Annotated in this window: 27 protein-coding genes; 11 read left to right on the forward strand and 16 right to left on the reverse strand. The window is 57.8% G+C overall.

All coding sequences use genetic code 11. From position 1 onward, the window contains the following. Positions 1-25: 25 nt before the first annotated feature. Together TNEU_RS03255 and TNEU_RS03260 are read left to right on the forward strand one after the other, a co-directional pair. Positions 26-1,042 carry an RAD55 family ATPase gene (locus tag TNEU_RS03255; RefSeq protein WP_012350008.1) on the forward strand — a complete coding sequence of 339 codons (1,017 nt, stop codon included), beginning with the start codon at positions 26-28 and terminating at the stop codon, positions 1,040-1,042. A 135-nt stretch (positions 1,043-1,177) separates the two neighbouring features. Next, positions 1,178-1,567 (forward strand): hypothetical protein, encoded by a 390-nt coding sequence (locus TNEU_RS03260; RefSeq protein ID WP_012350009.1) that lies wholly within the window; start codon positions 1,178-1,180, stop codon positions 1,565-1,567. On the opposite strand, the gene TNEU_RS03265 is transcribed toward TNEU_RS03260, so the two are convergent. The 9 genes from TNEU_RS03265 to TNEU_RS03305 are packed head-to-tail and all read right to left on the reverse strand — an operon-like array spanning position 1,559 to position 10,109. Next, on the reverse strand, positions 1,559-2,110 hold the full coding sequence (locus TNEU_RS03265) for a nucleoside-diphosphate kinase (protein WP_012350010.1): 552 nt from the start codon (positions 2,108-2,110) through the stop codon (positions 1,559-1,561). The two genes, TNEU_RS03260 and TNEU_RS03265, sit on opposite strands and share 9 nt — an antisense overlap. 31 nt (positions 2,111-2,141) lie before the next feature. Continuing rightward, positions 2,142-3,359 carry a proton-conducting transporter transmembrane domain-containing protein gene (locus tag TNEU_RS03270; protein WP_012350011.1) on the reverse strand — a complete coding sequence of 406 codons (1,218 nt, stop codon included), beginning with the start codon at positions 3,357-3,359 and terminating at the stop codon, positions 2,142-2,144. Further along, positions 3,356-5,200 carry an NADH-quinone oxidoreductase subunit 5 family protein gene (locus tag TNEU_RS03275; protein WP_148682316.1) on the reverse strand — a complete coding sequence of 615 codons (1,845 nt, stop codon included), beginning with the start codon at positions 5,198-5,200 and terminating at the stop codon, positions 3,356-3,358. The genes TNEU_RS03270 and TNEU_RS03275 overlap by 4 nt, the downstream gene beginning before the upstream one ends. Continuing rightward, the gene (locus TNEU_RS03280; protein ID WP_012350013.1) at positions 5,191-6,615 is read right to left on the reverse strand and encodes a complex I subunit 5 family protein; all 1,425 of its coding nucleotides are present in this window, start codon (positions 6,613-6,615) and stop codon (positions 5,191-5,193) included. The genes TNEU_RS03275 and TNEU_RS03280 overlap by 10 nt, the downstream gene beginning before the upstream one ends. Further along, the gene (locus TNEU_RS03285; RefSeq protein ID WP_148682317.1) at positions 6,612-6,905 is read right to left on the reverse strand and encodes an NADH-quinone oxidoreductase subunit K; all 294 of its coding nucleotides are present in this window, start codon (positions 6,903-6,905) and stop codon (positions 6,612-6,614) included. Before TNEU_RS03285 ends, TNEU_RS03280 begins: the two co-directional genes overlap by 4 nt. Further along, a complete protein-coding gene (locus tag TNEU_RS03290; protein ID WP_148682318.1) occupies positions 6,902-7,327 on the reverse strand; it encodes a hypothetical protein in 426 nt (141 codons plus the stop codon). The genes TNEU_RS03285 and TNEU_RS03290 overlap by 4 nt, the downstream gene beginning before the upstream one ends. 48 nt (positions 7,328-7,375) lie before the next feature. Next, positions 7,376-7,846, reverse strand: coding sequence for an NADH-quinone oxidoreductase subunit NuoI (gene nuoI / locus TNEU_RS03295; protein WP_012350016.1), 471 nt, complete (start codon positions 7,844-7,846; stop codon positions 7,376-7,378). Then, complete coding sequence (gene nuoH / locus TNEU_RS03300; protein WP_148682319.1) at positions 7,843-8,871, reverse strand: NADH-quinone oxidoreductase subunit NuoH; 1,029 nt, start codon at positions 8,869-8,871, stop codon at positions 7,843-7,845. Before nuoH ends, nuoI begins: the two co-directional genes overlap by 4 nt. Positions 8,872-8,900: 29 nt before the next feature. Beyond that, the gene (locus TNEU_RS03305; protein ID WP_012350018.1) at positions 8,901-10,109 is read right to left on the reverse strand and encodes an NADH-quinone oxidoreductase subunit D; all 1,209 of its coding nucleotides are present in this window, start codon (positions 10,107-10,109) and stop codon (positions 8,901-8,903) included. Between the two features lie 49 nt (positions 10,110-10,158). Between TNEU_RS03305 and TNEU_RS03310 the strand changes: the two genes are divergently transcribed. Genes TNEU_RS03310 through TNEU_RS03320 form a run of 3 tightly spaced genes read left to right on the forward strand, consistent with a single transcriptional unit; the run spans position 10,159 to position 12,345 of the window. Further along, positions 10,159-11,076 (forward strand): glycosyltransferase family protein, encoded by a 918-nt coding sequence (locus TNEU_RS03310; protein WP_012350019.1) that lies wholly within the window; start codon positions 10,159-10,161, stop codon positions 11,074-11,076. A 34-nt stretch (positions 11,077-11,110) separates the two neighbouring features. Further along, positions 11,111-11,674 carry a GTP cyclohydrolase I gene (gene folE, locus TNEU_RS03315; RefSeq protein ID WP_012350020.1) on the forward strand — a complete coding sequence of 188 codons (564 nt, stop codon included), beginning with the start codon at positions 11,111-11,113 and terminating at the stop codon, positions 11,672-11,674. Then, on the forward strand, positions 11,671-12,345 hold the full coding sequence (locus tag TNEU_RS03320) for an SDR family NAD(P)-dependent oxidoreductase (protein WP_012350021.1): 675 nt from the start codon (positions 11,671-11,673) through the stop codon (positions 12,343-12,345). Before folE ends, TNEU_RS03320 begins: the two co-directional genes overlap by 4 nt. Here TNEU_RS03320 and TNEU_RS03325 read toward each other — a convergent pair. Further along, the gene (locus TNEU_RS03325; RefSeq protein WP_012350022.1) at positions 12,302-13,579 is read right to left on the reverse strand and encodes a hypothetical protein; all 1,278 of its coding nucleotides are present in this window, start codon (positions 13,577-13,579) and stop codon (positions 12,302-12,304) included. The two genes, TNEU_RS03320 and TNEU_RS03325, sit on opposite strands and share 44 nt — an antisense overlap. 317 nt (positions 13,580-13,896) lie before the next feature. Between TNEU_RS03325 and TNEU_RS03330 the strand changes: the two genes are divergently transcribed. Then, complete coding sequence (locus tag TNEU_RS03330) at positions 13,897-14,367, forward strand: Lrp/AsnC family transcriptional regulator (RefSeq protein ID WP_012350023.1); 471 nt, start codon at positions 13,897-13,899, stop codon at positions 14,365-14,367. On the opposite strand, the gene TNEU_RS03335 is transcribed toward TNEU_RS03330, so the two are convergent. Continuing rightward, entirely contained in the window at positions 14,368-15,060 is a 693-nt protein-coding gene (locus tag TNEU_RS03335) for a hypothetical protein (protein WP_012350024.1), read from the reverse strand. A gap of 80 nt (positions 15,061-15,140) precedes the next feature. Here TNEU_RS03335 and TNEU_RS03340 point away from each other — a divergent pair, with 80 nt between their 5' ends. Then, on the forward strand, positions 15,141-17,615 hold the full coding sequence (locus tag TNEU_RS03340; RefSeq protein WP_012350025.1) for a M1 family metallopeptidase: 2,475 nt from the start codon (positions 15,141-15,143) through the stop codon (positions 17,613-17,615). Beyond that, on the forward strand, positions 17,605-18,237 hold the full coding sequence (gene upp / locus TNEU_RS03345; RefSeq protein ID WP_012350026.1) for a uracil phosphoribosyltransferase: 633 nt from the start codon (positions 17,605-17,607) through the stop codon (positions 18,235-18,237). The genes TNEU_RS03340 and upp overlap by 11 nt, the downstream gene beginning before the upstream one ends. On the opposite strand, the gene TNEU_RS03350 is transcribed toward upp, so the two are convergent. Both TNEU_RS03350 and TNEU_RS03355 read right to left on the reverse strand, forming a co-directional pair. Next, on the reverse strand, positions 18,229-18,807 hold the full coding sequence (locus TNEU_RS03350) for a peptidase A24 (protein WP_012350027.1): 579 nt from the start codon (positions 18,805-18,807) through the stop codon (positions 18,229-18,231). The genes upp and TNEU_RS03350 overlap by 9 nt on opposite strands. Next, entirely contained in the window at positions 18,804-19,706 is a 903-nt protein-coding gene (locus TNEU_RS03355) for a bifunctional phosphoglucose/phosphomannose isomerase (protein ID WP_012350028.1), read from the reverse strand. Before TNEU_RS03355 ends, TNEU_RS03350 begins: the two co-directional genes overlap by 4 nt. Before the next feature lie 45 nt (positions 19,707-19,751). On the opposite strand from TNEU_RS03355, the gene TNEU_RS03360 reads away from it, so the two are divergent. Next, positions 19,752-21,710, forward strand: a complete 1,959-nt coding sequence (locus TNEU_RS03360) for a DEAD/DEAH box helicase (protein ID WP_012350029.1) — start codon at positions 19,752-19,754, stop codon at positions 21,708-21,710. A 341-nt stretch (positions 21,711-22,051) separates the two neighbouring features. Here the strand turns inward: TNEU_RS03360 and TNEU_RS03365 are convergent, their stop codons facing one another. Beyond that, complete coding sequence (locus TNEU_RS03365) at positions 22,052-22,624, reverse strand: helix-turn-helix domain-containing protein (RefSeq protein ID WP_012350030.1); 573 nt, start codon at positions 22,622-22,624, stop codon at positions 22,052-22,054. 173 nt (positions 22,625-22,797) lie between these two features. Here TNEU_RS03365 and TNEU_RS03370 point away from each other — a divergent pair, with 173 nt between their 5' ends. Further along, complete coding sequence (locus tag TNEU_RS03370) at positions 22,798-23,421, forward strand: hypothetical protein (protein ID WP_245521981.1); 624 nt, start codon at positions 22,798-22,800, stop codon at positions 23,419-23,421. A gap of 1 nt (position 23,422) precedes the next feature. Next, positions 23,423-23,707, forward strand: a complete 285-nt coding sequence (locus TNEU_RS03375) for a hypothetical protein (protein ID WP_012350032.1) — start codon at positions 23,423-23,425, stop codon at positions 23,705-23,707. Here TNEU_RS03375 and TNEU_RS03380 read toward each other — a convergent pair. Both TNEU_RS03380 and TNEU_RS10230 read right to left on the reverse strand, forming a co-directional pair. Then, positions 23,700-23,939, reverse strand: coding sequence for a hypothetical protein (locus TNEU_RS03380; protein ID WP_012350033.1), 240 nt, complete (start codon positions 23,937-23,939; stop codon positions 23,700-23,702). The two genes, TNEU_RS03375 and TNEU_RS03380, sit on opposite strands and share 8 nt — an antisense overlap. Positions 23,940-24,042: 103 nt before the next feature. Beyond that, positions 24,043-24,207 (reverse strand): hypothetical protein, encoded by a 165-nt coding sequence (locus tag TNEU_RS10230; RefSeq protein WP_012350035.1) that lies wholly within the window; start codon positions 24,205-24,207, stop codon positions 24,043-24,045. Positions 24,208-24,221: the final 14 nt, after the last annotated feature.

Raw genomic sequence — 24,221 nt, forward strand, 5'->3', positions numbered from 1 at the left:
TTAATAAACTCTGCCCAGCACCCGTGTGGACTTGAGGAGAGTTTTTGCCGAGAGGGTATCCTTTGTCTACGGCGCAAGCGGCTCCGGGAAGACGGTGCTTGTCTCGAAGGTAGCTTTCGACTTCGCTAAGGAGGGGAGGAGGGTTGTCTGGGTTACCTTCAACGAGGGGAAGGACACCCTGTATGAGACCTGGAAGAGCTTTGGGTGGAGGGCGGAGGACGTGGTGGTGTTTGACTACCCCTTCGTCCCCCAGTACAGGGAGACCCTTTTTAACCAGGTGGTAGATCTGGCCTACAAGGAGAGGGCAGACGTCTTCGTCGTAGACGGGATAGAGGCTATAGTGTTCGACAGAGCCTCCGCAGACGCCTTGACCAAGATAGGGCTTTACAGCGTGATAGGTATCGAGGCCAAGTACAACCCCCTGGCCGACATAGCCGACGTGATAGTAAAAATGGAGGCGAGGTACACGGACCACGGCACCATAAGGCGCATCAAGATCGAGAAGGCGAGGGGGATAGAGGTGCTGAAGCCCATCTACTACCTGGCCATACTCCCCACAGGTCCTGTGGTTCTCACCAACGAGTTCACGCCTACCGCCGAGGTCAGAACCGTGCCCCCGCCTGGCCTCCTGGGTCATCTAGTGAGGGAGATCCCCCTTGGGGCCCAGATCGCCGTATATGGGCCGCATCAGAGGCTCACCGCGGCTGTGGTAGATAGCTTAAACGCCGTGGCGTACGTCCACAAGCCTCACCAGCTCGGGTATTTCAAGAAGGCGAGGCCGCGCCTCGTCTCACTTGCTGAACATAGGAGGCTGGAGCACTACGCCCAGAAGGTTGTCTCCACCTACGTGATTACTCTAGACGCCGAGGAGGTCCCGCGGTGGTTTAGGAAGTTTAGAGAGCCTAGACACGTGTGGATAGACGTGTACACGTCTGTACCCGACCTAACGGGCTACGACTACGTATTTTATGTAGATGTTGAGAAGATCAGAGTAGAGCGCTCCCCCGACCCTGTCACACAACAGGAGATCCGCCTACAGTAGCTCAATACAAAACACGGTGAACCATATATAAGCTTTATCAGCCTGCTGGGTTCCCCGCGCAAACCTAATTCTACGGCGAAAAAGACGCGGTGAACCAGCTTTAGCCCTTAAAACGGGCGCTTATGGGCCAGAACGATGGAATATATAGCCCTCACCCGGGGGCCTGCGCGTGGGCTCTACTACATTGCGGCGGGCGCCCCCCGTTGCGGTCAGATAAGAGTGAGGTTGGCGGAGTTGCCTACAGACGCTGAGCCGCCTTTCAAGGCCAGGCCAATGAAATACGGCGTGGTAGTGGAAAAAACAGACCTCGAGTCGTACCTCCTACAACACATCGATCAACTGATAGAGGGGGAGATACGCGGAGGGGTTTTAGACGGCGTTGTGTGCAACAGGAGGGTAGCGATTAGGGTGCTGGACCCAACAATCTCCGGCCCAGTTCTGGCGGCCATTCCAGTGACTAGGATTGGTAGGTTTCCGCCTAAGGCCGCTCTCACGTTGCTGGCCTACAAGCTACAGCTAGTCTAGGATCTCCTCTTCCCTAAACCAGAACTTTATCTCCCGCTCCGCCTCGGCGGGGCTGTCCGAGGCGTGAACTAGGTTATAGACAACTCTGTCCTCCTCTGCGGCGAGGTCAGGAGAGTCTATCGAGTAGTCGCCTCTTATTGTGCCAGGCGGCGCCGCATGGGGGGAGGTCGGCCCAACGAGCTTCCTCACGACCTCCACAGCTCTATTCCCCTTCAGCACTAGAACAACTATGGGCCCCGACGTCATGTACTTCACGAGTCTTCCCTTTATGAGTCTGCCGGCCTCGGCTGGGTCATCGGTTCCAATCCTCAGCCTTGGGTCGACGCCTATCTCCTGATAGGCCTTAAGGAGCTTAGAGCCCGCCGATCTGTACCAATCCTCGCTGGAGGGGTAGAACCTCTCCATCTGTTCTGGGGTAGCCCTAACCATCTTCATCGCGACGATCTTGAGACCCGCCTTTTCGAACCTCGTAATTATCTCGCCCACGAGGCCTCTAGACACCGCGTCTGGCTTGAGTATAACCAGTGTTTTCTCCACAGGCATGCCCCCCAGCCCTCAACAGGATAAAAAGCTATTAGACAACGAAGAGCCAAGCCGCTACGGGGGCCGCCAGGCCTAGTGCTATGGATAGCGCCGCCGTGTAAGTCGATGTGGCGTTTTCCGCAGGGGGGCCCGGCGTGTCGAGCATTATCTTAACCGCTCTGAAGTAGTACGGCGTCGCCAACACGCTGTTTATAACCACCCAGAGGGCCACTGCAAGCGCCTGGGGAGTGCCGTAGGTCAGCGCCAAGAGGATTAGCAGTAGCTTTGGCCAAAAGCCGAGGAGCGGCGGCGCCCCCAGTAGAGATAGGGCGTTCACAACGTTTAGTAGGCTTTTCCTCGGGGGCGCCACGTCCGCAGTGGGGGACCCCATATGGCCAAATATGCCGGCCTTAGCCAGGCCCGAGGCCAGGGCCTCCAACACGACCACTAGGGCGGCCAGCTGCGCCGTGTCTCTAGCCCCAAAGACCTCGGCGTTTTTCGGCCCCAGCCACCAGACCATGGCCACCGCCGTGAGGGCGTACGACATATGGGCAATAGAGGAGTAGGCCATTAGGCGGCCTATCGTCCTTGCGGTGAGGCCTGCGACGTTGGCGACAAACATGGAGAGGAGCGAGATCGCCAAAAGCATTTCCCCCACCGCGGTAGGGCCTCCAACGCGGTTGAAAACTGAAAGGAGGAGGTAGAGGGCGGCCACCTTGCTGAAGGCGGTCAACGCGGCTAATCCCCGAGGAGAGCCGGTGGCGTAGGCGTCTACCACCCATGCGTGGAATGGGAAGATACCCAGCTCAAACATGAACCCCAGGGTGGCCAAGTAGAGGCCCCAGTCGGTGGGATAGAGGAGTCCGAGGACTATTAATAACTTCCCCACGCCGGAGAAGACTAGGTATTTCACGGCCCCCTCGACGTTTTCCCTCGTCTTCTCCATGGCCAAAAGACCGTAGACAGCCGCGGTTGTTAGAAATAGGCCGAGCAACGCATAGAGGGGAGATGCCGAGCTGTAGTAGGCATACATCGCAAGCGCCGCACCAACAGCAGACATCGCAAGCGCTACGCCCAACGTCCCCCACCGCCAATCTAGGGCCAGGGTTAGCGCCACCGCTACTATGACCAAAGCCGCCGTTGCACCGCCGTAGGCAGACAGGGCGAGAAGCGCCAGAGATATGGCCGCCGCTATGTGCCTACCTCCGCCCCGTAGCGCAAGCGGCGAGAGAAGTATGGCGGCAACCGCTAGATACGTCAGCTCCATCATAGCGCGGCCAGCAGAACCAACGTCAGAAGTATTCCAACTACGGCGTATAGGACGTAGGTGCTTATGTTGCCCGTCGCAAGCCTCCTCAGACCTCCCGAGGCGGCCTTGAACAAGCCTGGCAAAACGACGTGGTAAATCCCGTCAAACAGCGCTTTATCGAACACAACGTAGACGGCCTTCGCGGCGGCTGTGTAGACATATGGGAATACTCCGTCGTAGAGAATGGGCAGGTAGAACCTCCTATATGCAACCTCCCAGAGCGGCCTCAGCGCTTCAGATCTAACGCCGGGCGCCACCACGTAGAGCGCAACGCCAACGACAAAGCCCGCCAATGTGGCAAAGAGGGCGGCAGATAGAGGCGGGAACTTACCAACGGCGGCGAAGTAGCCCCCCAGCGCCGCCGTGGCCGCCGCCAGCGCGGCGTATGGGATCCACATAAGCGCTGGGGCTTCGTGGACCTCCTCGGCCTCTCTGCCATGGAGGAAGGTTAGGCCAAACAGGCGTAGTCCGTAGATAGGCGTGAGGAAGAGCAGTAGGTAGAGCGCCGGCGCCAATGCAACTAGGCCTAGCTCGAATACGTTTTCTAGGGCGAGCTCTTTCGTGACGTAGCCTAGGAGGGGCGGAATTCCAACGAGGCTCAAGGTGGAGAGGGCCATCGCGGCGGCTGTTATCCTCATATGGCGCCCAAGCCTTCCAACTTCGCCTATGAATCTGGTTCCAGCTTCGTGTATAACTGCGCCGAATCCCATGAAGAGGGATGCCTTAGATACGGCGTGTCCTACTATGTGGAGGAAGGCGTAGGTAAGCAGGAGCTCGAGCTCGTGTCCCCCGTGGTGCGCCAGAAGGCCGGCGGCCCCCGCGGCCGCCGCTATGACGCCTAGGTTGGCAGCTGTGGAGCCGGCGAGCACCAGCTTAAACTCTACCGAGGTCAACGCGATGAGTGTAGCCACAAGGGCCGTGGCCACCCCGAGTGCCGTCAGAACCCAGAAGTAGAGGGAGGAGCCGGCCACGTGGAGGAAGATGGGCGTTGTTATAATCAACACGTAGACCCCCGCCTTGACCATGGTGGCGGCGTGTATAAGGGCTGACACGCTGGTGGGTCCCGTCATAGCCGTGAGCAACCACTCGTGGAAGGGGAACTGTGCGCTTTTGGTCAACGGCCCCATGGCGAAGAATATCAGCGGGATAACCCCCAGCGCCTTTAGGCCTTCTGCGGAGAGCAGGCCTGTCAACGAGGCGGTGCCTGTGGCGACGTAGAATATGGCCATGGCCGTGAGGAAGAAGGAGTCGCCTAGGCGGACGGTCAATATGGCGCGGAGGCCCGCCTTGCTCGGCGTCCACCAGTAGGGCACCCCCAGCACCCTCTCCTCTTTTCCAACCCACTTGTCCTGCTCGTCGCGGTACCAGTGGCCTATCAACGCCCAGGAGGCGAGCCCAACCCCCTCCCAGCCCGCCAGGAGGAGCCACAGATTGTCTGCATATACCACTACCAACATCGACGTGGCGAAGAAGCCGAAGAAGAACCAGTACCACCCCGGCCTGTAGTCTCCCTCCATGTATTTGACAGAGTAGAGAGAGATGGCGGCTATGAGCCAGGTCACGAGGAGGCCCATGGGGAGGCTGAAGCCGTCTAGCCTAACCTCTATCCTCGCCCCGACCGCCTCTATCCAGTTCACTCCATATGTGCCATGGGGGGCTGAGAAGAAGAGGTGGGTCGCCAAAAGCGCCGATACGAAGGCGCTTAGAGTCACGATCCACGATTTGAACTTCTCCGAGGAGCTAAACAGCGAAATTACCGACGCAAGCAACGGGATGAAAATCGTAAGTAGCACTACCTCCATAGCCCCAACTCCCTGGCCGTGTTATATATGTTGTCGGCTAGAGCGCTTGAGAAAGGCGGTAGTAGAAAAAGCACTGAGATGAAGGCCACCGCTGTGATCGACGCCAGCGCGATGTCTATGGGTCCTTTCCCCTCGTACCTATGCGGCCCGAAGAACACGAGACGAGTCGTGTTAAAGGCGTAGACGCCGGTTACGACCAACATCAGCGCATAGGGGATGTAGTATACGTAGTTGCTTCTGAAGTAGCTGGCGTAGGCCACCGTCAGGAGGATCTCCGAGATCATGCCGATGGTCAAAACGCCGGCTAGATTTAGGAACCCCACCACGGAGGCCCCCGCCAACTCCGGCCGCCAGCCGTAGAGACCGCCCATCTTCTCCAGGTCACGGGTATGGAGGTGCATTATGAGGTACCCCGCCGTCATGAAGAGGACGGCTTTGCCTAGGCCGTGGCTTAGGTAGAGCAGTGCTACTGCGGTGTAGCCGTACGCATTCTTTAGGGATACCCCGAGGAGCATGTAGCCCATCTGCGACACCGTCGAGTAGGCGAACAGCCTCTTGAGGTCTTTCTGGAGGTACGCCATGAGGCCGCCGTATACGGCGGTGGCCAACGCGTAGTATACAACCCACCTTTCCCACCCAGGAGGCACGAGGTACATGCCCACTGCCGCTATTATGTACCCGCCGACGCCCACTAAGACGGGAGACAGCAAGGCGGATAGGGGAGTCGGCGCCTCAGCGTGGACGTAGGGCAACCACATGTGGACTCCCAGGGCCGCCATCTTTATCAGAGATCCAACTAGTATCAGTAGAAACGCGGCTTGGTCTACCCCTGGGGCTACGCCGCTGAGGAGCGGCACGTAGTAGACCCCTCTCAGGTAGAGGAGGAGGAAGCCTGCGAGCATAAGCAGCGCCCCAACGTGCGACCACACCAGATACATAACAGATATCCTCACCCTGTCTCCATACCCGTAGTACAAGATCTGGAAAAGCGAGGCAACAAGCGCCACCTCTATAAATATATACACGGTTATTAGGTTAGCCGCGGCAAACGCCCCGGCGAGCCCGCCGAGGAAGAACCCGTAGGTTAGGTAGAAGATGGAGGTGTCTCTCCCCAGCTCGTGGCCTCTGTGTTCCATATACGGCGGAGAATACAGCGCCACGAAGACCCCGACAAGCGCCACAGTTAGTAGGAAAACGCCGTTAAACGGCGTGACTTTAAACGACAACAGGTTGAACCCATCCATAGCCCCCTCGGCCACCGTCCCTCCTCCAAAAGCCACGGCAGATGAAATAGCTAAGAGGGGCAATAGAGCGGCGGCTGATATATAGCCCGCTATATACGGTGACCTTTTAGCCGCCACGTAGGCCGCCAGCGACAGCGCCATCGGCAGTAGCAGAGACGCCAGGATCGTCATACCTCCCGCCCGCTCGTTATCGAAGACACATCTGTGTCCTTCGTAAGGCTGTAGTTACGGTATATCAGAGCCGCCAGTATGGCTGCCTCTGACACAGACGCCATAACTAGGAACAAAACGCCGTATAGGGCCGATGCGGGGTCTTTGACGGCTACGGGCGCCAGCGCGGCGAACGCCCCTACTGTGGCCAACTCAAGAGATATCAAGATCCTCACGAGGTTTCTAGTGACCGCTATTCCGTACAAGCCGAGGAGTATCAGGACGAGCCCTACAGCTGTGGCCACCGTCATGACCTCCTGGCGATCTCAACGCCCACTATCAGCGAGAGGGCCGCCACGCTGAATAGTAGAACGGCCACCTCGGCGAGGTTTACGCCCTGAAGAACGCCGACGGCTTCGCGGTGCCCCATCTGGAGGAACAACGCGGCTAAAGCCGTGGCCGCCAGAAGCACGGTAGAAGCCGCGATTCTTCTGGCTCCCCACCTATGGACTCCCCCGTACATCGCCGCTGTGACGATCACCAAGAGCATCACTGCGCCGATGTATATGACGAAGATGAGAAGGGCAGGCGCGAACTGACCGAGGTACGCGTAGTAGGCCCCCACCGCTCCGGCTGATACAGCTAAGGATGACGCCGAATATACATTATCTCGCGAAAAAACAGCTACAATACCGAAGAGGAGAGCCGCCAAGAGAAGCAAGTCGCCTAACATATCGCCGGTTTGGAGTAGCATTTTAAAATATTGTTACTAGTGTATGTGCTACTGAACTCTGACCTTCCTAGGGAGACCCCCGACGTATTTTATAGCTACTTTTACAGCCTTGTAGGGCGAGTGTATCTTCGGCGGTTCCCTCTCCATGTCCGGCGTATAGATCATCTCCTTGTAGTCGTACCAAGCCAGCTCCTTAATGTCCGTGGGGTATAGAGCGTCAGTTGGACATACGTCTATACAGAAGTGGCACATTATACAGCGTCCGTAGTCTATGCCGGGGTAGCGTTTTCCGTTTGGCTCCATATACATCTTAATAGCGTTGGTGGGGCATATACGGGCGCACAACATACACGAAGTGCACTTCTCTGTCCAGAGCCCTATCCAGCCTCTCATCCGCCCATATTCAAGCTTCTCGTATGGGTAGAAGACCGTGATGCGCTCCGGCTTTGCGAAGTTCCTCGCCGCTACGGCGAGCGCGTCCAACGTCGCTTTCACAATATAGCCGAGCTTCCCGCTCATGGTATACCCAGAAGTCTCAGCACTGCTGACCAAGCCACGGCGGCTAGGCCCAGCGCAAACAGGCCCCTCCACCCCAACACAAGCGTATGGTCTAGCCTAAGCACCGGCATCGCGGCTCTCAAGAAGGCGTAGAAGAACATGACAAGCCCGGTCTTGGCCAAAACCCAAGCCGCAAGCAACAGGTGGCCGAACATGTCTTGAGGCCAGGGCCCGGCGCTATACCCAGGTATTGCCCAGCCTCCGAGGAACACAAGCGACGCCAGGAGGGAGTAGGAGAAGGTGGCGTAGTAGGTACCTCCGGCGAAGGAGAGCACTAGGTAGACGCCGCCGTAGTCGCTGTAGGGCCCCGTGGCCACATCGCCTTCGTAGTCCGCTATCTCGAAGGGAAAGCGGGCGGTGGCCATGGCTACCGCTATTATGAAGACTAGGAAGGCCAGGGGGTTGAGCAACGCCCCTACGACAAAGGTCTGCTTCTCTACGATCTGTATGGGGTCTAGCGTCCCGTAGAGTATGGCCATCGCCAGGATGGAGAGGAGGAGGGGGAGCTCGTATGCGGCAACCAGCAACGCCTCGCGGGCCGCTCCCACGTATGCGAACTTGTTGTTAGCGGCCCACCCTATGACGACAACCGCTATGGAGACTAGCAGAAGGATGACAATGGAAAAGAGGAGGCCGTACTGGAGGAGGCTATTGTCCTTTATCAGCTTAAGCGAAGGCGTGAGAGGTAGGAGGAGGGAAGCGCCGAAGGCCAGCGTGGTGAATATGGCTGGGCCCAGTGTAAATAACGTCTTGTGGGCGCCTCTCGGCACTATGGGCTCGCTGGAGAGGAACTTCAGCGCGTCAGCTAGCAACTGCAGATAGCCGCCCAGTTGCGGCGACACGTGGTACGGCCCGACGCGCATCTGCACCCTGGCTGCGGCCTTACGTTCGAACCACACCACGGTGAGCAGTATGCCTCCCGAGGCCGCTAACATCAGTACGAAAAACCAGAGGCGAGGCGAGAGGAGGAGGCCCCCTAGATCCATAGCCCAATCCATGTTCTCCATTTTTAACCTTACCTATCTTGCTCGGGCGGGAAGTAGCCGAAGGATCCGTATATGGCTGGGAGATCCATCAGCCTAGATCCCACGAAGGCCTTCACCATCGCCCGGACGTTTTGCCAAGAGGGGGTGGATATCCTCACCCTATACGGCTTCTCTGTGCCGTCTCCAAAGACGTGGAAGAAGTAGCGGCCGCGCCCCCCCTCGCTCACGCCGAGGCCCTCCGCCTGAGGAAGCGTCGTTGTGAAGAAGGCGCCTAGCTTGATGTGCTCGTTCGCCCTCTCCTTGTGCTTAGGCGGTAGCCTGTGGAGAACGGCGTCCCCTACTAGGGGGCCTTCCCTGGGGACGCGGTCTAGGGCCTGCCTTATTATCTTGACGCTTTCGCGGATCTCGCAGATCCTAACCATCGCCCTAGCCAGGGAGTCCCCCCCGTCTTCAACGCAGACGTTCCACTCCAACTCGTCGTAGACGCCGTATTTGTAGACCCGGCGGGCGTCCCACTCTATCCCGGAGGCCCTAGCCGCCGGCCCCGTCGCCATGAGCCTAGCGGCGTCTTCTCTACTGAGGTACCCCACGTCCTTAAGTCTATAGTACCCCACCGGGTTTTTCACGACAACTCTGACGAACTCGTCCACCTTCTTCTCGAGGTACTCCAGGAAGCCTCTGGTCTGTTCGTAGAAGGCGTCCGGCGGCGCCGTCCTCACGCCCCCGGGCACGACCCAGCTGGGCGTTGTTCTCGACCCCGTTGCCATGGCCCACAGCTGTACCAGGAGCTCCCTTAGCCCAAACCCCCACATAAAGCCTGTGGAGGAGCCGATCATTATGGCGTGTAGCCCCAGGTCGTAGAGGTGTGTAGATATGCGGCTCAGCTCCCCCATTATGACGCGCAGATACTGAGCCCTAGGCGACACGTCCAGCTTGGCCAGCTTCTCGACGGCCATGGAGTATGCCCAGGTGACGTTTATCGCATCTGGCAGAGAAAGCCTCTCGAAGAGGGGTATGTTCTGTATCCAGTGGCGCGTCTCGCCAAGCTTCTCCATAGTTCGGTGGACGTATCCGGGGTCAGGCGTCACGTTTACAACTATGTCTCCGTCTACCTCCACAATAAAGCGGGTGTGCCCCGAGGAGGGGTGTTGCGGACCCCAGAATATGTCTAAAACGCGGCGGCCGCCCCCCAGCCTCTCCTCCCTCAAAACAAGGCCATAGTCCTCCTGCCTAATCATGTAGACCCCAGGTTTTGGAATATTTATCTGTGAATACCTGGAGACCGTGGTGCTTCCGCTCATAGCCGCCATCGCTATATACGACTTTATACATCTACTTACAGAAATTCGGATACGTCCAGGCCGGCTTGCGCCATGTCGCTCCGTGGTGGTCATGGCCACGAGGGGGGTAAAGGGATGGGGTCGGTATCGGGACTTCGTCGACTATGTCGTTGTTGACGATAGGCGCACAGCCGAGGAGGCGGAGGCCGCAGGTCTAAGGGCTCTCCTGAATAAATACGGCGGAAAATCGGGGGCTTTGGCCACAGCCTTGGAGGAGTTGGAGGCAGAACTTTACATCTTCGTAGACGACGACGCCGTGCCTGGCCCCTGGCTGGACCTCTTGAGGAGGTCGTGTGGTAGGTTCGCAACGGCGTATAGATGGGTGCTAGACCGTTTTCAAAACGCCTTTTCGCTGGGGGGGTTCGACTGGATGGTGTGGAAAAAGACGAGGTTTATGTACGGCGGCGCGATGGCCATACCTGGCCATCGGCGGAGGGAGGTCGCCGAGGCGCTTAAGGTATGCCCCGTGGACGACATGGCGGTCACCGCCGTCGCGGAGGACATAGAGGTCCTGCCGTATCTGGTGCCCATGGAGCCCGCCGACGGCGCTTGGGAGTTTTTCATAAGGCAGGCGACTGCGGCTAAAATAGGCAACGCGGCGCTGTGGGCCATGGAGCTGGTCTACTACGGTCTGTGGACGGCGGCGGCTGTATTATTCCCTCCGCTTTTCCTGCTACAAGCGGCGAGAACAGCCTTGAGGTCGCGGAGGGCCTTGGGTAGGGTCGACTGGGTGCAGGTGCTCCTCTCGCCCATAGAGCGCCCTCTGCAGTTCGCCGTATTCCTCGCCACTATCCCACGGAGGTGCTTCCGGTGGAGGGGCCGGATTGTGTGCGGTTGCAGTAGGCAATCCAGGCTGCCGTCTTAACATATTTTTAAATTGACAGTTCGGAGTCGTGTCCGTGGTTTTGGAGAAGAGAGGCGTGGTAAAGCCCGAGGAGGGGGTCAGGGCGCTTCTGGAACACCTCGGTGAGGATGTGACAAGGCCTGGGGTTGTCGATACGCCTAAGAGGTTCGTGAAGGCTCTTGGGGAGCTCACCAGGGGGCTGAGGGAGCCTCCCCCCGAGGTGGTATTTTTCCCTCTTGAGTACGACGCGGAGCCCGGCCCCGTCGTGATTGAGAACATAAGCGCCGTCTCCCTCTGCGAGCACCACCTCCTCCCAATACTCTTGAGCGTTTCTGTGGCGTATATCCCAGGGGATGGGGTGCCGGGGCTGAGCAAGGTGATCAGGTTGGTGAAGTGGGCGGCCGCCAGGCCCATAATGCAGGAGAGGTTTACGGAGTGGCTGGCTGATCTGCTTATGGAGAAGCTGAGGGCTAGAGCCGTAGCCGTTGAGGTCTGCGGCGTGCATATGTGCTCGTTTATCCGCGGCGTACGTGATGAACACCACAACATGGTCACGAGGGCGAAGAGGGGGGACATCGACGTGAAGCTGAGGTGCAGGAGGCCCCCCCTCTGTAGATGAGGATTGTCGTAACTGGGGCAAGCGGGGGGATAGGGGGCACCCTCGTCAGATTGGCTAAAAGCCGCGGCGACTATGTGGTTGGGATCTCCAGGGAGAGGTCAGACGCCGACGTCCACTACAGATGCGATGTGCTTGACGTGGCGTGCCTGAGGGGGGTGGCGGAGGAAGTGGGGAGGGTAGACGGCTTGGCTCTGGCCCACGGCCACGGGGAGGAGGGACTGTGGAAGAGAGATGTCGCGTCGTTGTCGGCCGAGGATCTCCTCGACGTCTTTAGAGTCGACGTCGTGGGGAGCTTCAACGCCGTTAAGGCCTTCCTCCCGGCTCTGGGCCCCTCCGCCTCCGTTGTCCTCGTCGCCTCTACGCCAGGTATAGTCGGCGATAGATACGGCATACCCTACGCCGTGGCTAAGGGAGCCCTCATCGCCTTAGCCAGGAGCTTGGCCAAGGCCCTGGCGCCAATTAGGGTAAACGCGGTGGCCCTCGGCCCAATAGAGACCAGGTGGACCAGCTGGGTTACGCCGGAGGAGCTCGACGAGTTCAGATCTAGAACAGTGCTAAGAAGGCTGGGGCGGCCTGAGGAGGCCGCCGAGGCGATATACTGGCTTCTCTCGCCCGCCTCTAGCTACGTCACCGGCCACGTCCTTGTCGTTGACGGCGGCGAATCCCTATAGCGACGGCCACCAATGCGGCCAGCGCCATCGCTGAAACTACCCCGGCAAAGGCGTAGGACGTTGGGGCCTCCGTCTGCTCTTGTCCCCTCCCCTGCTTCGCCGGAGTTATGGTCAGCTGTACAGTCTCCCCAGGCCTCAGAGTGACTATGTATGTAGAATTTCTGCCTCCCGCCTCCACGTAGACCTTGTATGTGCCGGGGGGTAGCTCAACCCGGCGCGGTATCTGCGCCACCGTCGTGTAGTTCCCAACTATGTACACCTTGTCGACCGGCTGCTGGTAGTTGAAAATGAGGTAGGCGTTTTCAACCTCCACAGTTAGCACCTCTGTTGGGTTAGACGCCGCCACTGTCAAGTTTCTTCTGGCGAAGCCGGCGTCTACCGCCACCGTGTAGATATCATGCGGCAGAATCCACAGCTCCGCCTGACCTTTATACGCCCGCCCGGCGACGTAGATAGTCCAGTCGGTTCTAGTAACGCCGAACGAGTCCACAGCCCGTATCACCAGCCTCGACGCGTTCACCACGATAGTCCGGCCGCAGTAGAGCAACGGGTTGAACTCCGCCCTGTAGAAATCGCCGTTTGGCAGAAGAACGCGGGTCTCAGCTACGCCGAGGTAGGACGCGCCTCTGGGTAGGTATGCTGTGACGTTTGCCGCCCCCGACGCGACTGTTGTGTTGCCCTGCAAAATGGCGATCCTCGTCACCGGGGACAGAGACGCTATTGTGCACCTCTCCACTAGGCCTAGGGCCAACAGATCCGCACCCATGTTCCAGAGGTCTCTTCTAACAACCGTCGCGTTTCTCAGCCTCACTCCGCCCACCTCCGTGAGGTAGATCTCCACGGGGTAATCCACCCCGCCCACGGGGATGGCGCGCTCCAGCTTGTTGTTGGAGAACGGTATCTTCAACTCGCCGTATGTCCCGTTTAGAAACTTCACAATCTTAAGCACCACGTAGCCGCTTGCGTTCACGGGCGAGATGCTGACATGGTCTATGTCGCTAACCGTAACCACGTCGTGTCCGGAGGAGTAGGTCTTCCACGTCAGTAAACCTCCGACGTAGATCTCCACCTCCGCCCCCAAAGGCACGACGGCGACCCCCGAGGCGTTGGTGCTGACGCAACGCCCTTGGAAGCAAACGGTGGCGTTAGGTATGGGGAAGCCTAAGCCGTTGCGCACCTCCACCACAGCCCCCAACGCGACAGCCGTGAGAAGGAGCGCGAAAGCCAACCTCATGGCCTACCCACATCAGCCTTGGTTTTCACGCTGGGGGATTTTCCGCAGGATTTAAAGCTTACCGTCCGGATAGCCCGCAAGCTTCTTGCTGTATTTGCCAAAGGATTTGTCTGGAGTAGTTTCCGTCTTCTATATCTTTCGATACGCCTGCCTTACTGCGTTAGGAGATCTAGAAAAAGTTTTTATATGTACAGATGTTTGGAAGGCGCCGTCTGGGATGCGCTTTTCTACAGCGTTATTCTTAACTAAATAAATACAGAAGCCTATGCCTTTCAATTTAGCGATACATTTAAATATCTCTAATTCACTCGATTAATATGACCGAGGAGGTAAAGCTAACAGACCGGCAGTACCAACTGCTGAACCACCTATTGCAGAGGGCTCAGCCTATGAGGGTGTACACCGTCTACGGCGACCAAGACGAAATAGCGAGAGAGCTCGGCATGACTCGGCAAGCCCTAGCTATACACCTCAAGCGGCTTAAGGAGCTTGGCCTCGTGAGGACTGGCAGGGAGTTCGTGGACATCACCGAGAAGGCCGTTAAGCTTCTGAAGGGCCAATCCAGCGATGTGATAATCCTCGTCAAGATAGAGCCTAAGTATAGGGAGAAGGTCTACGAGGCCACGAAGAAGCTGCCTATCGAGAAGGCCATGAGGCTAGCTGGCGACTACGACTTAGCCGTCATCACGCAGGAGACGGTGCTAGACAAGGTGCTCGACGCCGTGAACAACATGGAGGGCGTGAAGGAGACGAAGACCTTTATCTCCATCGGCGCGATTAAGGAGTAGCTACAGGTTTTCAACCGGAGTGTTTAATATAGCGAAAAACGCCGGCGTTACATATTTCAACTGTTTTAGCCTTGCCACGTCCTGGGGAAGCTCTACATCGCGTGCCACAAGTTTACCCTCCTCGGTGAGCACGTACCTATTGCCGTCTCTCATGACGTAGCCCTTCTTCTCCATTTCGGCGAGGACTCCAAGGATTACGGCGTTGTCTAGGACTTTTTCAAGCGGGGGCAGTAGTCTGGTTCTTGTTGCCATAATATGCCACGTGGATGCGAGAAGCTCAGGCGACGTCTCCCCGAGCGCTTTGATGATGCCGGCAAGCGTGGGCACGAGGCTGTCTATATCTATCTTGTTTGTGAAAACCGCAATCTCGGTAGGCATTACGCCCCTCTCGACGTAGTTCACCACTGTAGTGAGGCGGTGGTCCCCTCTTTCAACGTCGTAAAGCGCGAGGCTTAGGATAAACGCGGCTTCCCCCTGGCGTAGGTACTTGGCTATGTCGTAGCTGTAGAGTCTCATAAACGCCGCTTCGCAGAACTTCCTGTCTTTTTTGCTACACCACTTAGCCGCCATGGCTTTTGCATACAGCTCCTTCAACGCGGGAAGTCTCTTGTGGCTTCTCACGCCGATGGTGTAGAGTAGCCACGCTATCTGGTACTCTATCTTCGTCTTTAGCTCCGCCAAGAGTAGCTCCATCTCCGCCTTCCTGTGAGGTTGAGGCTTTAAGTTTTACGGTTTCGGCTCAACACTTTTAAAGGGAGGTCTCGGCCCACGCGATGAAGTACCTAGTGGGGAGGGACTTCGCCTTTCCCGAGTACACGCCGAGGTTCCCCCCGTTTTACGAGTTCGAGGTTCTCCACATGCGGCTAGATGTGTCAATAGACGTGGCCAACAGATCAGTCGACGGCCTCGTAAAATACAGGCTGAGACCTAGGAAAGACGGCGCTAGAGTTGTGCTAGACGCCGTTGAGATGGACGTGTTAAGCGTAAGCCACGACTTCTACTACGACGGGGAGAAGATAGAGATTAAGCCGCAGTGGAAAGCCGGCGAGGTTGTTGAAGTGGCGGTGAAATACAGAGCTAGGCCTCGGGCTGGGATATACTTCGTCACCCCCCACGGCCAGAGGAGGGGCGTCTACGTGTGGACCCAGGGGGAGAGCGAGTACAACCGCTACTGGGTCCCGTTGCCCGACTCCCCCAACATAAAGTTTCCTTGGACCGTGGCGGTGACGGTGCCTAAGCCCCTCGTCGCTGGGAGCAACGGGCTGTTGGTTGAGGTCAAGGAGGGGGAGGACAGCCGGACCTACGTCTGGGAGATGAGACACCCCATGTCTCCATATCTCTTGGCCATAGCCGCCGGCGACTTCGAGATATATAGCGAGAAGTGCGGCGAGGTTTTGCTGGAGTACTACATCCCGAGGTACGTCGGCGGCGAGTGGCGCCACAGCTTCTACAACACCTGCGAGATAATGCGGTTCTTCTCTGAGTACCTCGGCGTTCCCTACCCCTACGAGCGATATGCCCAGGTGGTGGTGCCGGAGTTCATATACGGAGGGATGGAGAACACGACGTTTACCATACTGACGGACTGGACTATACACGACAAACACGCCCACTGCCCCTACGGCGAGTTCCCCTGCCCCGGCCAGGAGGACTTCTCCTCCGATCCGCTGGTTGCCCACGAGATGGCCCACATGTGGTTTGGCGATTTAGTCACGGCAAAAGACTGGGGGCACATAGCGATAAACGAGTCCTTCGCGACCTTCATAGAGGCGCTGTGGACCGAGAGGTCCAAGGGCCGGGAGGAGTACCTCTACGAGATCTACACAAACTTCAGGACGTATCTGGGCGAGTACTCCCGCCGCTATTCGAGACCCATCGTCACCAACGTCTACAAGATCCCCGACGAGGTGTTCGATAGACATGCCTACGAGAAGGGGTCCGTCGTCCTCCACATGCTGAGGAGCCTCCTCGGCGACGACGACTTTAGGAGGGGGCTGAAGGTGTTTCTAGAGCGGAATAGGTATAGGGCTGTCGATATTGAGGATCTTCGGAAGGCCCTGGAGGAGGCGTCGGGGAGAGATCTGGAGTGGTTCTGGAGGCAGTTCTTCTACGCAGCGGGCCACCCGGTGTTGAAGATCTCGTGGAGCTATTCAGACGGCGTTCTGAGGTTGCAGATCAAGCAGAGCCAGGGAGAGGATAGCTACCCCGTGTACACCATCCCGCTTGAGGTTAAGGTCGTGTATGAAGACGGGAGGAGGGAGGTGAGGGAGCTTCAGCTGGGCGAGAGGGAGGTGGCTTTACAGATCCCGGGGGGCAAGCCCAGGTACGTATGTGTGGACCCCGCCTTCAAGGTCATGAAGGCGCTTGACCTACAGTATCCTCTGGAGTCCGCTATAGCTATGTTAAACGACGAGGATCTCTACTGCAGGTTGCAGGCCGTAGAGGCGCTTAAGAGAAACGGGAGCCCTAAGGCTGTGGAGGCGCTGGCGAAGGCGCTTGGCGATGGGTTCTGGGGGGTGGCTGCTGAGGCCGCGCGGGCTCTGGGCGAGATAGGCACGGGGGAGGCCGTGTATAAGCTCATTGAGGGGTACTGGAGGGCGCGGCACCCCAGGGTTAGGCGCGCCATTGTGGAGGCTCTTGGCAATGCCAGACGGAAGGAGGCCGCCGAGTTCCTCGACAAAGTTCTCCACAGCGCCGAGGAGAGCTACTACGTGAGGGCTGAGGCCGCGCGGGCGCTTGGCAGAATCAGGTGGGAGTACGCCGAACACAGCCTAAGGAAGGCGCTGGAGTACAGTAGCCATCTAGATGTGATAAAGAGGGGGGCGCTGGAGGGGTTGGCCGAGCTCGGCTCTGACGACGCGCTAAGGGTGGTCCTTAGGCATACCGAGTCCGACATGCCGACGTATGTGAGAGCCTCCGCCGTGCAGTCTCTCGCAAAGTTCGGCCCACGTAGGGAGGTTCTCGACGCCGTTAAGGCCGCCCTCCGCGACGAGAACTTCAGGGTGAGATACGCGGCTGTGACCGCGGCTCTTGAGCTCCTGGACCACCGCCTCATACCTGACCTCCAGGAGCGCATGGAGAGAGACGTAGACGGCAGGATTAGGCGCGTAGCCAGGGAGGTGGTCGAGAGGATTAGGAGGGCAATGGAGAGGGGCGCCGAATACCAGAAGCTTAGGGAGGAGGTGGAGAAGCTACGGGAGGAGTACAGGAAGCTGCTCGACCGCGTAGGGAAATCCTATGCCGGTTAAGGTAATCGACCACGTCTACGCACAGTACATCCTCACCCAGCTGAGGAACAGACACACGTCCGGCACAGACTTTAGGAAGGGACTTGTGAGACTTGGGCGGATCGTTGGGTACGAAATCGTGAAGACTTTTCCAACTAGGGAGGTGGAGGTGGAGACTCCCCTCGGCAAAGCCATTGGGATAGACATCGTGGGCCTTGACAGAGTTGTCATTGTACAAATCCTCAGGGCCGCGATGCCCTTCGTAGAGGGGCTACTAAAGGCGTTTCCCCAGGCGAGACTCGGCGTGGTTGCCGCAAGGAGGAGGGAGGAGGGCGGCTCGGTAGACGTGGAGATCTTCTACTCCAAGATCCCCCACATCGACGGGGACTCCGTCTTGGTGGCCGACCCCATGTTGGCGACTGGGATAACGATGAGTAAAGCGATAGAGGAGGTGTACCGCGCCGGGAGGCCGGGGAGGCTGATCGTCGTCTCTGTGATAGCCACACCTGTCGGCATAGAGCGCGTCTTGTCTAAATACCCCGAGGCTGAGGTGTTCGTGGTAGCCATAGACCCCGGCCTCAACGACAAGGCCTTTATCGTGCCCGGTCTGGGAGACGCCGGCGACCGCGCCTTCTTAACCTAGCGCCCGCGCTACCAAGTAGACCCAGTACCCCACGGCTAGGTAGACCAGGTAGGGGAGGCCGTATTTAGCCTTTATCCACTGCCCCTCCACCCTAGCCGCAGTCGGGTCGTATTTTTCCATGTCTTTAACCTCCCCCACGATGTATTTAAGCGGGTTTTTTGCAAACTCCTCGCGGGTTACGCAGATGTGCGTTATCTTCTCAAGCGCCGACATGCGGCAGGGCCTCCTCCTGTTGTTTAGAAAAAGCCAGAGCATCGTGGCCGGTAGCAGCGCGGAGCCGGCCATAACTACCACAAAGGGGGTTGGTAGAAAGAATATGGGCGGCGCAGCGCTGATAAGCGCCAGCGCTATGGAGTCGGCGTATCCAGACCCAAGTGCCCTCATTAGCAGAGCTAGGGAGGCTCCCACGGCGAGTGAGAAGAGGTATAGGGGGTTTCCCCAGTTTAGGTATATCAACGCGGCGGCGGGAGCCGCGGCCGCTAGGAAGATCCGAGGGTCTATCTCCCTCGTCTTGACGTCTTGGAGCGCAGCCAGCGTTATGAAGACGCCTAGGGCCGCCTCCGCTATCATCGCTGAAGTCTTCTCTTTAGTGCGTCTATCCGGGGGGTAGCAAGCGGGTCGACTCCTCTGGACTCAGCCAACTTAATAGACGCGACTCCTACCTCTCTAAGGAAGGCGAGTATCCCCCTTGGGCGCATCTCCACCGTGTACTTCACCCCGCCTACTATCTCCAGCGTTGCCTCTACTCTTTCTCTGTGCTCGGGGGGTATGTGGGGGCTTGTCAACGCCACGACGGGCCTTTCGGCCCCCTCGATCCAGTTGTGGTGAGCCTCGGGGAGGATCTCCACGGATGGCTCTATCTTGCTGTTTTCGTTGAACTCGTTTTTCACGCGGTATGCCACGCCCCTCATGCTCTCAGGCGCCACGACGGTCGGTCTGCTCTGGAAATCCCTCGCCAGGTTTTCCACAAGGGTTTGGTCTACCGGGCCCAGCGAGCTTGGGACGTCGACGTCTACGCCGTAGATGTGCCGTATAACGTGCAAAGCGGCTGTGAACAGCTGAGGTAGCGCCGCGCGAGGCGCCGAGGCTTTAGGCACTATTATCGCGGGCACGCCGGCTTGCGCCAGCCGGCCCCCCGTAGTTATCGCGATGGTCGGCATCCGCCTCTTCTTGGCGTATTCCACGGTGTGGAGGGTCTCTACGGTGTTTCCGGAGTAGGATACGGCGATGAGGAGGCCGTCTCTAGCTCTTAGGAAGTAGTCCTTCACAACCACCACCTCGAAGTCCCAGTTCCATACGAGGGATAGGTCTCTGAGGAGGTCCCCCACAACGCCGGAGCCCCCCATGCCGCTGATGTATAGCCGAGGCGCCGGCTGTATCTCCACCTCTGCCCCGTCCACCGTGTACCTCCTGGGGACATCGACCTCTGTAAGTAGGTAGCGCTCCCAGTTCAAGTAGTCCTCAAGCACGTACAGAGCAGAGGCGACTTTTTTAAAACATGCGGAGGTGATGATGTGCCGCGTTTCAGCGTTGTGGTCAACGGCGTTGAGGTTGTTAGAGAGTGGGGGTGGGACCGCATTTCTAGCGTGAAGGAGGAGCTGAAGAGGTTGGGCTTTAGGTGGGACGGCGCCAGCTGGAGGGGGAGGACCAGAGACCTCGGCGTTTTAGCGAGGCTGAGACAACTGCTTGAGCTAAGCCAAGAAGAGTACGTGTCGATTCTTTCAACAGTCGCCTACGACGTCTCCGGCGGCGCCGTGCTTGTGGTGGGCGCGCTTCCGGAGGAGCTAAAAAGCCATGTGATCTCCAGCGAGGGCGACGTCCATCTGGTGTCTCTCTCTGGGTTCCTCCGTAGGTTTATAGCCGAGGGCAGAGGCGTGGGCCGCGTCTCCACCTTCGAAGAATTTGTGGAAGAGGGCGGCGAGAGGCTTAGGGCCGTACTTAGGGGGGTGCAGACGCTTGGGGACGTAGACGCCGCGTTGAAAAGCGCGAAGGAGCTTGTACTTTCGTCGGATAAACTACGCGAGCTGTTTATCCGACGGAGGAGGTGGTGGACCGCCTCAGTTGGCCTAAACTACGCCAGGGTTAACTTCCTCGCCTCAGGTCTCTTGAAAAAGTTGGGAGAGGTCAAGCTCAGATACAACGTAGTCAACAAAGAGGGCGAGTTGGAGGAGCGGGATATAAAGCTCGTTAAAGTAGCTCGAGAGGGGAGCTCCCACCTGTTGAAGTTCCCCGTCTTCGTTAGAGGTAGAGTTGCCGAAATTCTGGAGGAGTTTGGCTACGCGGTTGAATACGTAGGCGTTGAGCACCCGCGTGTGGCATACAAGAGGTCCTTTTCCCTATATCCCTTCCAACAAGAGGCCGTGGAAAGGTGGGTTTCAAGCGGCATGAGGGGTACCGTGGTCATTCCCACGGGAGGCGGCAAAACCTTTATCGGTCTAGATGCGATGTATAGAGCCGGCGTATCCGCCCTAGTCCTGGTGGTCACGCGGGAGCTCGCTCTGCAGTGGGTTGAGCGTATCAGACGCCACTTAGGCATATCGCCGGGTATGCTTGGAGGCGGCGCTAGAGAGGTGAGGGAGGTCACCGTCGCTATATACAACTCCGCGGTTAAGTACATAGAGGATCTCGTGGGGAGGTTTGGGTTGGTTATTTTCGACGAGGCCCACCACGTCCCAGCCGAGACCTTTAAAGAGGTGGCGCTTGGCCTAGATTCGCCCTATAGGCTCGCCCTCTCGGCGACGCCGGAGAGGGAGGACAAGAACGAACACCTTATCTTTGAGTCGGTGGGACCTATCGTATACAGAGCCTCCTACCGCTCCATGGTGGAGGCCGGCCTCGTCGTGCCTGTGGAGCACTATAGAGTCTATATTAGGCTGTCCGAAGAGGAGGAGGCGGCTTACCGTACTCTGCCGAACGACAACGTCATAGTTCTGAGGAACACGGCCGCGAAAAGCGCCAGGAAGATAGAGGCGGCTTTGCGCATTATAGCTAGGGAGGTCTCCCTTGGGTCTAAGGTGTTGGTGTTTACCCAGTTTATCGACCAGGCCGAGGAGCTCCATAGGAGGATAAGGGAGTTGGGCATTTCTGCCGAGCTTATAACTTCAGAGGAGGGGAACCGGGAGATCTCGCTTAGGCGGTTCAGCTCCGGCGTCAGCAGAGTTGTTGTTACTACGACGGTTCTTGACGAGGGCGTCGACGTGCCAGACGCAGAGGTCGCGGTGGTTGTGAGCGGCACTGGATCGAAGAGGCAGATGATCCAACGCGTCGGCCGCGTGGTCAGAGCCGCCCCCGGCAAAAAAGTTGCTAGGGTCTACGAGCTCGTTGCAAGGGGGACCGTAGAGGAGGCTCTATCGGAGATGCGCCACTTCGACGATGTAATAGAGGAGACCATCTGCAGAAGGGTCACAGAGCAGGACCTAGACGCGATTCTGAGGAAGGTCGCCCCCCTAACTACATGGCTTAGGAGAAGCTAGCCTCTTAACAGCGCAGGCCCTCCCCCGGGAGCTCGGGGCACGTCTGTAAAAACCCAGGAGCAGGGGGCACGTCTTCAACCGCCTGGGGGACAGCCCCCTTTTCTCCTCTACGTAACATACGTCCATGAGCCAAACGCGCAGGCAAAAGGCTTTAGATATGTGTGCACGTCCTTACAGCTGTGAGGGGCGGCGTCTCATGAGGGGCCGCGCCCCGACCGGGCCTGCGCCCAGAGAGGGGCCGCGTGCCGTCTGGCCCCTCGACCCCGCGCCCGAGGTAGCCTGGCTACCCATGACGGCGTGGGCGAGGAGAAACTCCACCCTATAAGGCGGCGAATAGACGGTTAGGCTGTCTGCTCGTATGTCTCGTATTTCTTGACGAGCTCCGGCGAGTCCCGCTCCTCTGGTAGAAGGATTATGAACTCCACGTCTCCCTCGGCATATCTGTAGCTCCTCCAGTACCTGAACTTGAGGTCTTTGGGCAGGTAGAGCATAGCCAGCTTCCTTTCTCCGAAGGCGTGGCGCATTTTACATTCGCAACCCTCTATAGGCTGGTCTGTAACTATGCTGTAGCCTACGCCGCAGTCGCACAACCAGTACTCCCTGTTCTTTACGTGTGTAAATATGAAGGCGTCTACTCTGTCCTGCACCCTTCTATATATGGGCTCGATGACTCCCTCGATGTATAGCACAGGCTCTATCGATAGATGGAGCGGCGCCACGGCTACGTAGCCTGTCGCTAATCTCCAGTAGTACTTTCTGTTTTTCTTCACGGGCTCCACCGCGCCCTCGAAGTAGAGCTTATTGAGCACCTTAAGCACTCTGTGCCTCGGCTGCTTAAGTGCGTTAACTATCTCGGTGGTGGTGACCTCACCTCTCTCGCGCAATAGACGCAACACCTCCTCCTTCAAATCCATATTTTTGCTACTCGTCTGAACATATAAATTTTTAACGCCTAGCTGGGGCAGCCCCTGTAATATCTAGGTTCTATCCTGCTCCCGGCCGTCACCCTTTAAGCTCCTGTTTAGCCTTAGTTGTGGCCGCCGCCCTACAGCGCTCGATTACGTTTCCCCCCATAAGAATACAAAAGTTGGACAGCTACGTTATACATGTCGCTAAAAACGCCGTCTCTCTCAAGGAGCTGAGAGAGGCGGGTCTTGAATTCGGGAGGGGTAGAGGCGACATCACCCGCTTCCTGGAGAGACTTGGGGTCGTGGAGGTGGCCGACGGCGTTGTACGTCTGACCGGCCTAGGGATGCGGCTCGTCTCGCTGAGGGAGCTCATCGGCGTCTCGGTATACTACGCCCTGTTTTATCAAAGAGTGCCCCAGTTCAAGCTTCTTATGGAGGTCTTGAGGGAACGCAGCGCCGTGGAGAGGGAGGAGTTGTACAAGTTGGTGAACGGCAAGCTTTCCGAGTTGTCGCCTACAGCCTGGTTAAACAAGGTGGCTTTTAGGACGTTGTTGCAGTTGGCGGAGGAGCTCGGGGCGGTTGATAGAGACGGCGGAAGCTATCGCTACCTGGGGGATCCCGTGGAGAGGGCCGTCGCTACTTACTACGGGAGACACGGCGTTAAAATCGGCCAGTCCCTCTATGTGCCACCCGATAAGGTGTTGACTAGGGAGTGCGGCAGGGAGAAGCCGCCTCAGGGCCTTTACGAGGTGGATCTCAGGTGTACGGTCTGGAGCTTATATAGCATCTTTGCCACTACATGACATGAAGAAGAGGGAGGAGAGGCGCGGGCCAACCCTCTTCGACTTTGTGGAAAAGAGGGAGGAGCCGGCGCGGAGGAATGTCCAGCAACAGAGAGACGTAGCAGACGAATTCTACAAACTGCTGACGAGCAGAGAGGCGGTTACTAAGGAGGAGGCGTTGCGTTGGGCAAAAGAGAGGGGTATAACAACGGCCGAACTTATTAGAGCCGTGGAGAAGCTCGTGTCGGAGGGCAAGATAAGGAAGCGGCTTGATGAAGAGGGCAATCTTGTCTATACACTTAGTTAACCGTGATATTGTAGGGAATTACTTCGAAGGTCCCGTTGAAGCCCAACTTGAGACAAGTGGCCACCACTAGGGAACCTGTGGAGTTGGCGGCGGCTTTGCACTGGGCGTGGCGCGTAGCTTCAAAGACGTACTTCTCATATGCCAGCGCTGTAGTGAGGGTGCCTATATATATCTCAAGTATTACGCATAGGGCGAAGAGCAACGAGGCGAGGGCGATTTCCAGCGCATTCATGGCCAGAAGACCTCCCTCAGCGTCGCCACTTGGTGGAAGGCTAGTACGGCGATATATAGCGTAGCTACTGCCAGTATTGTGAGCAAGAGGTGGTACAGGAGCCTCATAGCGTAGATATGAAAGTCCTCATGTGTTCTATGTCGATAAACGCGGCTTTTAATACGGCGGCAAGATCGCCGAGTGGAAACAAGGAGGCGAGGGCTAGCAGAAGTGCCGTCACCACCGCCGATACCACTGCGTTGTATAGGGACTCCTCTACCGTTTTCACGTCACTACTCTGGG

Source organism: Pyrobaculum neutrophilum V24Sta, from assembly GCF_000019805.1.
In the GTDB taxonomy this organism is placed as follows: Archaea; Thermoproteota; Thermoprotei; order Thermoproteales; family Thermoproteaceae; genus Pyrobaculum; species Pyrobaculum neutrophilum.

What these genes read in the sequence shown, in the direction of transcription:
- upp (WP_012350026.1), top strand. Translation starts at nt 17,605, where the DNA reads ATGCCGGTTAAGGTAATCGACCACGTCTACGCACAGTACATCCTCACC.
- TNEU_RS03305 (WP_012350018.1), bottom strand. Translation starts at nt 10,109, where the DNA reads ATGATTAGGCAGGAGGACTATGGCCTTGTTTTGAGGGAGGAGAGGCTG.
- TNEU_RS03275 (WP_148682316.1), bottom strand. Translation starts at nt 5,200, where the DNA reads ATGGAGGTAGTGCTACTTACGATTTTCATCCCGTTGCTTGCGTCGGTA.
- TNEU_RS03290 (WP_148682318.1), bottom strand. Translation starts at nt 7,327, where the DNA reads ATGTTAGGCGACTTGCTTCTCTTGGCGGCTCTCCTCTTCGGTATTGTA.
- TNEU_RS03330 (WP_012350023.1), top strand. Translation starts at nt 13,897, where the DNA reads ATGACCGAGGAGGTAAAGCTAACAGACCGGCAGTACCAACTGCTGAAC.
- TNEU_RS03270 (WP_012350011.1), bottom strand. Translation starts at nt 3,359, where the DNA reads ATGATGGAGCTGACGTATCTAGCGGTTGCCGCCATACTTCTCTCGCCG.
- TNEU_RS03365 (WP_012350030.1), bottom strand. Translation starts at nt 22,624, where the DNA reads ATGGATTTGAAGGAGGAGGTGTTGCGTCTATTGCGCGAGAGAGGTGAG.
- TNEU_RS03350 (WP_012350027.1), bottom strand. Translation starts at nt 18,807, where the DNA reads ATGATAGCGGAGGCGGCCCTAGGCGTCTTCATAACGCTGGCTGCGCTC.
- nuoI (WP_012350016.1), bottom strand. Translation starts at nt 7,846, where the DNA reads ATGAGCGGGAAGCTCGGCTATATTGTGAAAGCGACGTTGGACGCGCTC.
- TNEU_RS03320 (WP_012350021.1), top strand. Translation starts at nt 11,671, where the DNA reads ATGAGGATTGTCGTAACTGGGGCAAGCGGGGGGATAGGGGGCACCCTC.
- nuoH (WP_148682319.1), bottom strand. Translation starts at nt 8,871, where the DNA reads ATGGATCTAGGGGGCCTCCTCCTCTCGCCTCGCCTCTGGTTTTTCGTA.
- TNEU_RS03325 (WP_012350022.1), bottom strand. Translation starts at nt 13,579, where the DNA reads ATGAGGTTGGCTTTCGCGCTCCTTCTCACGGCTGTCGCGTTGGGGGCT.
- TNEU_RS03335 (WP_012350024.1), bottom strand. Translation starts at nt 15,060, where the DNA reads ATGGAGCTACTCTTGGCGGAGCTAAAGACGAAGATAGAGTACCAGATA.
- TNEU_RS03380 (WP_012350033.1), bottom strand. Translation starts at nt 23,939, where the DNA reads ATGAATGCGCTGGAAATCGCCCTCGCCTCGTTGCTCTTCGCCCTATGC.
- TNEU_RS03375 (WP_012350032.1), top strand. Translation starts at nt 23,423, where the DNA reads ATGAAGAAGAGGGAGGAGAGGCGCGGGCCAACCCTCTTCGACTTTGTG.
- TNEU_RS03280 (WP_012350013.1), bottom strand. Translation starts at nt 6,615, where the DNA reads ATGACGATCCTGGCGTCTCTGCTACTGCCGATGGCGCTGTCGCTGGCG.
- TNEU_RS03265 (WP_012350010.1), bottom strand. Translation starts at nt 2,110, where the DNA reads ATGCCTGTGGAGAAAACACTGGTTATACTCAAGCCAGACGCGGTGTCT.
- TNEU_RS03340 (WP_012350025.1), top strand. Translation starts at nt 15,141, where the DNA reads ATGAAGTACCTAGTGGGGAGGGACTTCGCCTTTCCCGAGTACACGCCG.
- TNEU_RS03285 (WP_148682317.1), bottom strand. Translation starts at nt 6,905, where the DNA reads ATGACGGTGGCCACAGCTGTAGGGCTCGTCCTGATACTCCTCGGCTTG.
- TNEU_RS03260 (WP_012350009.1), top strand. Translation starts at nt 1,178, where the DNA reads ATGGAATATATAGCCCTCACCCGGGGGCCTGCGCGTGGGCTCTACTAC.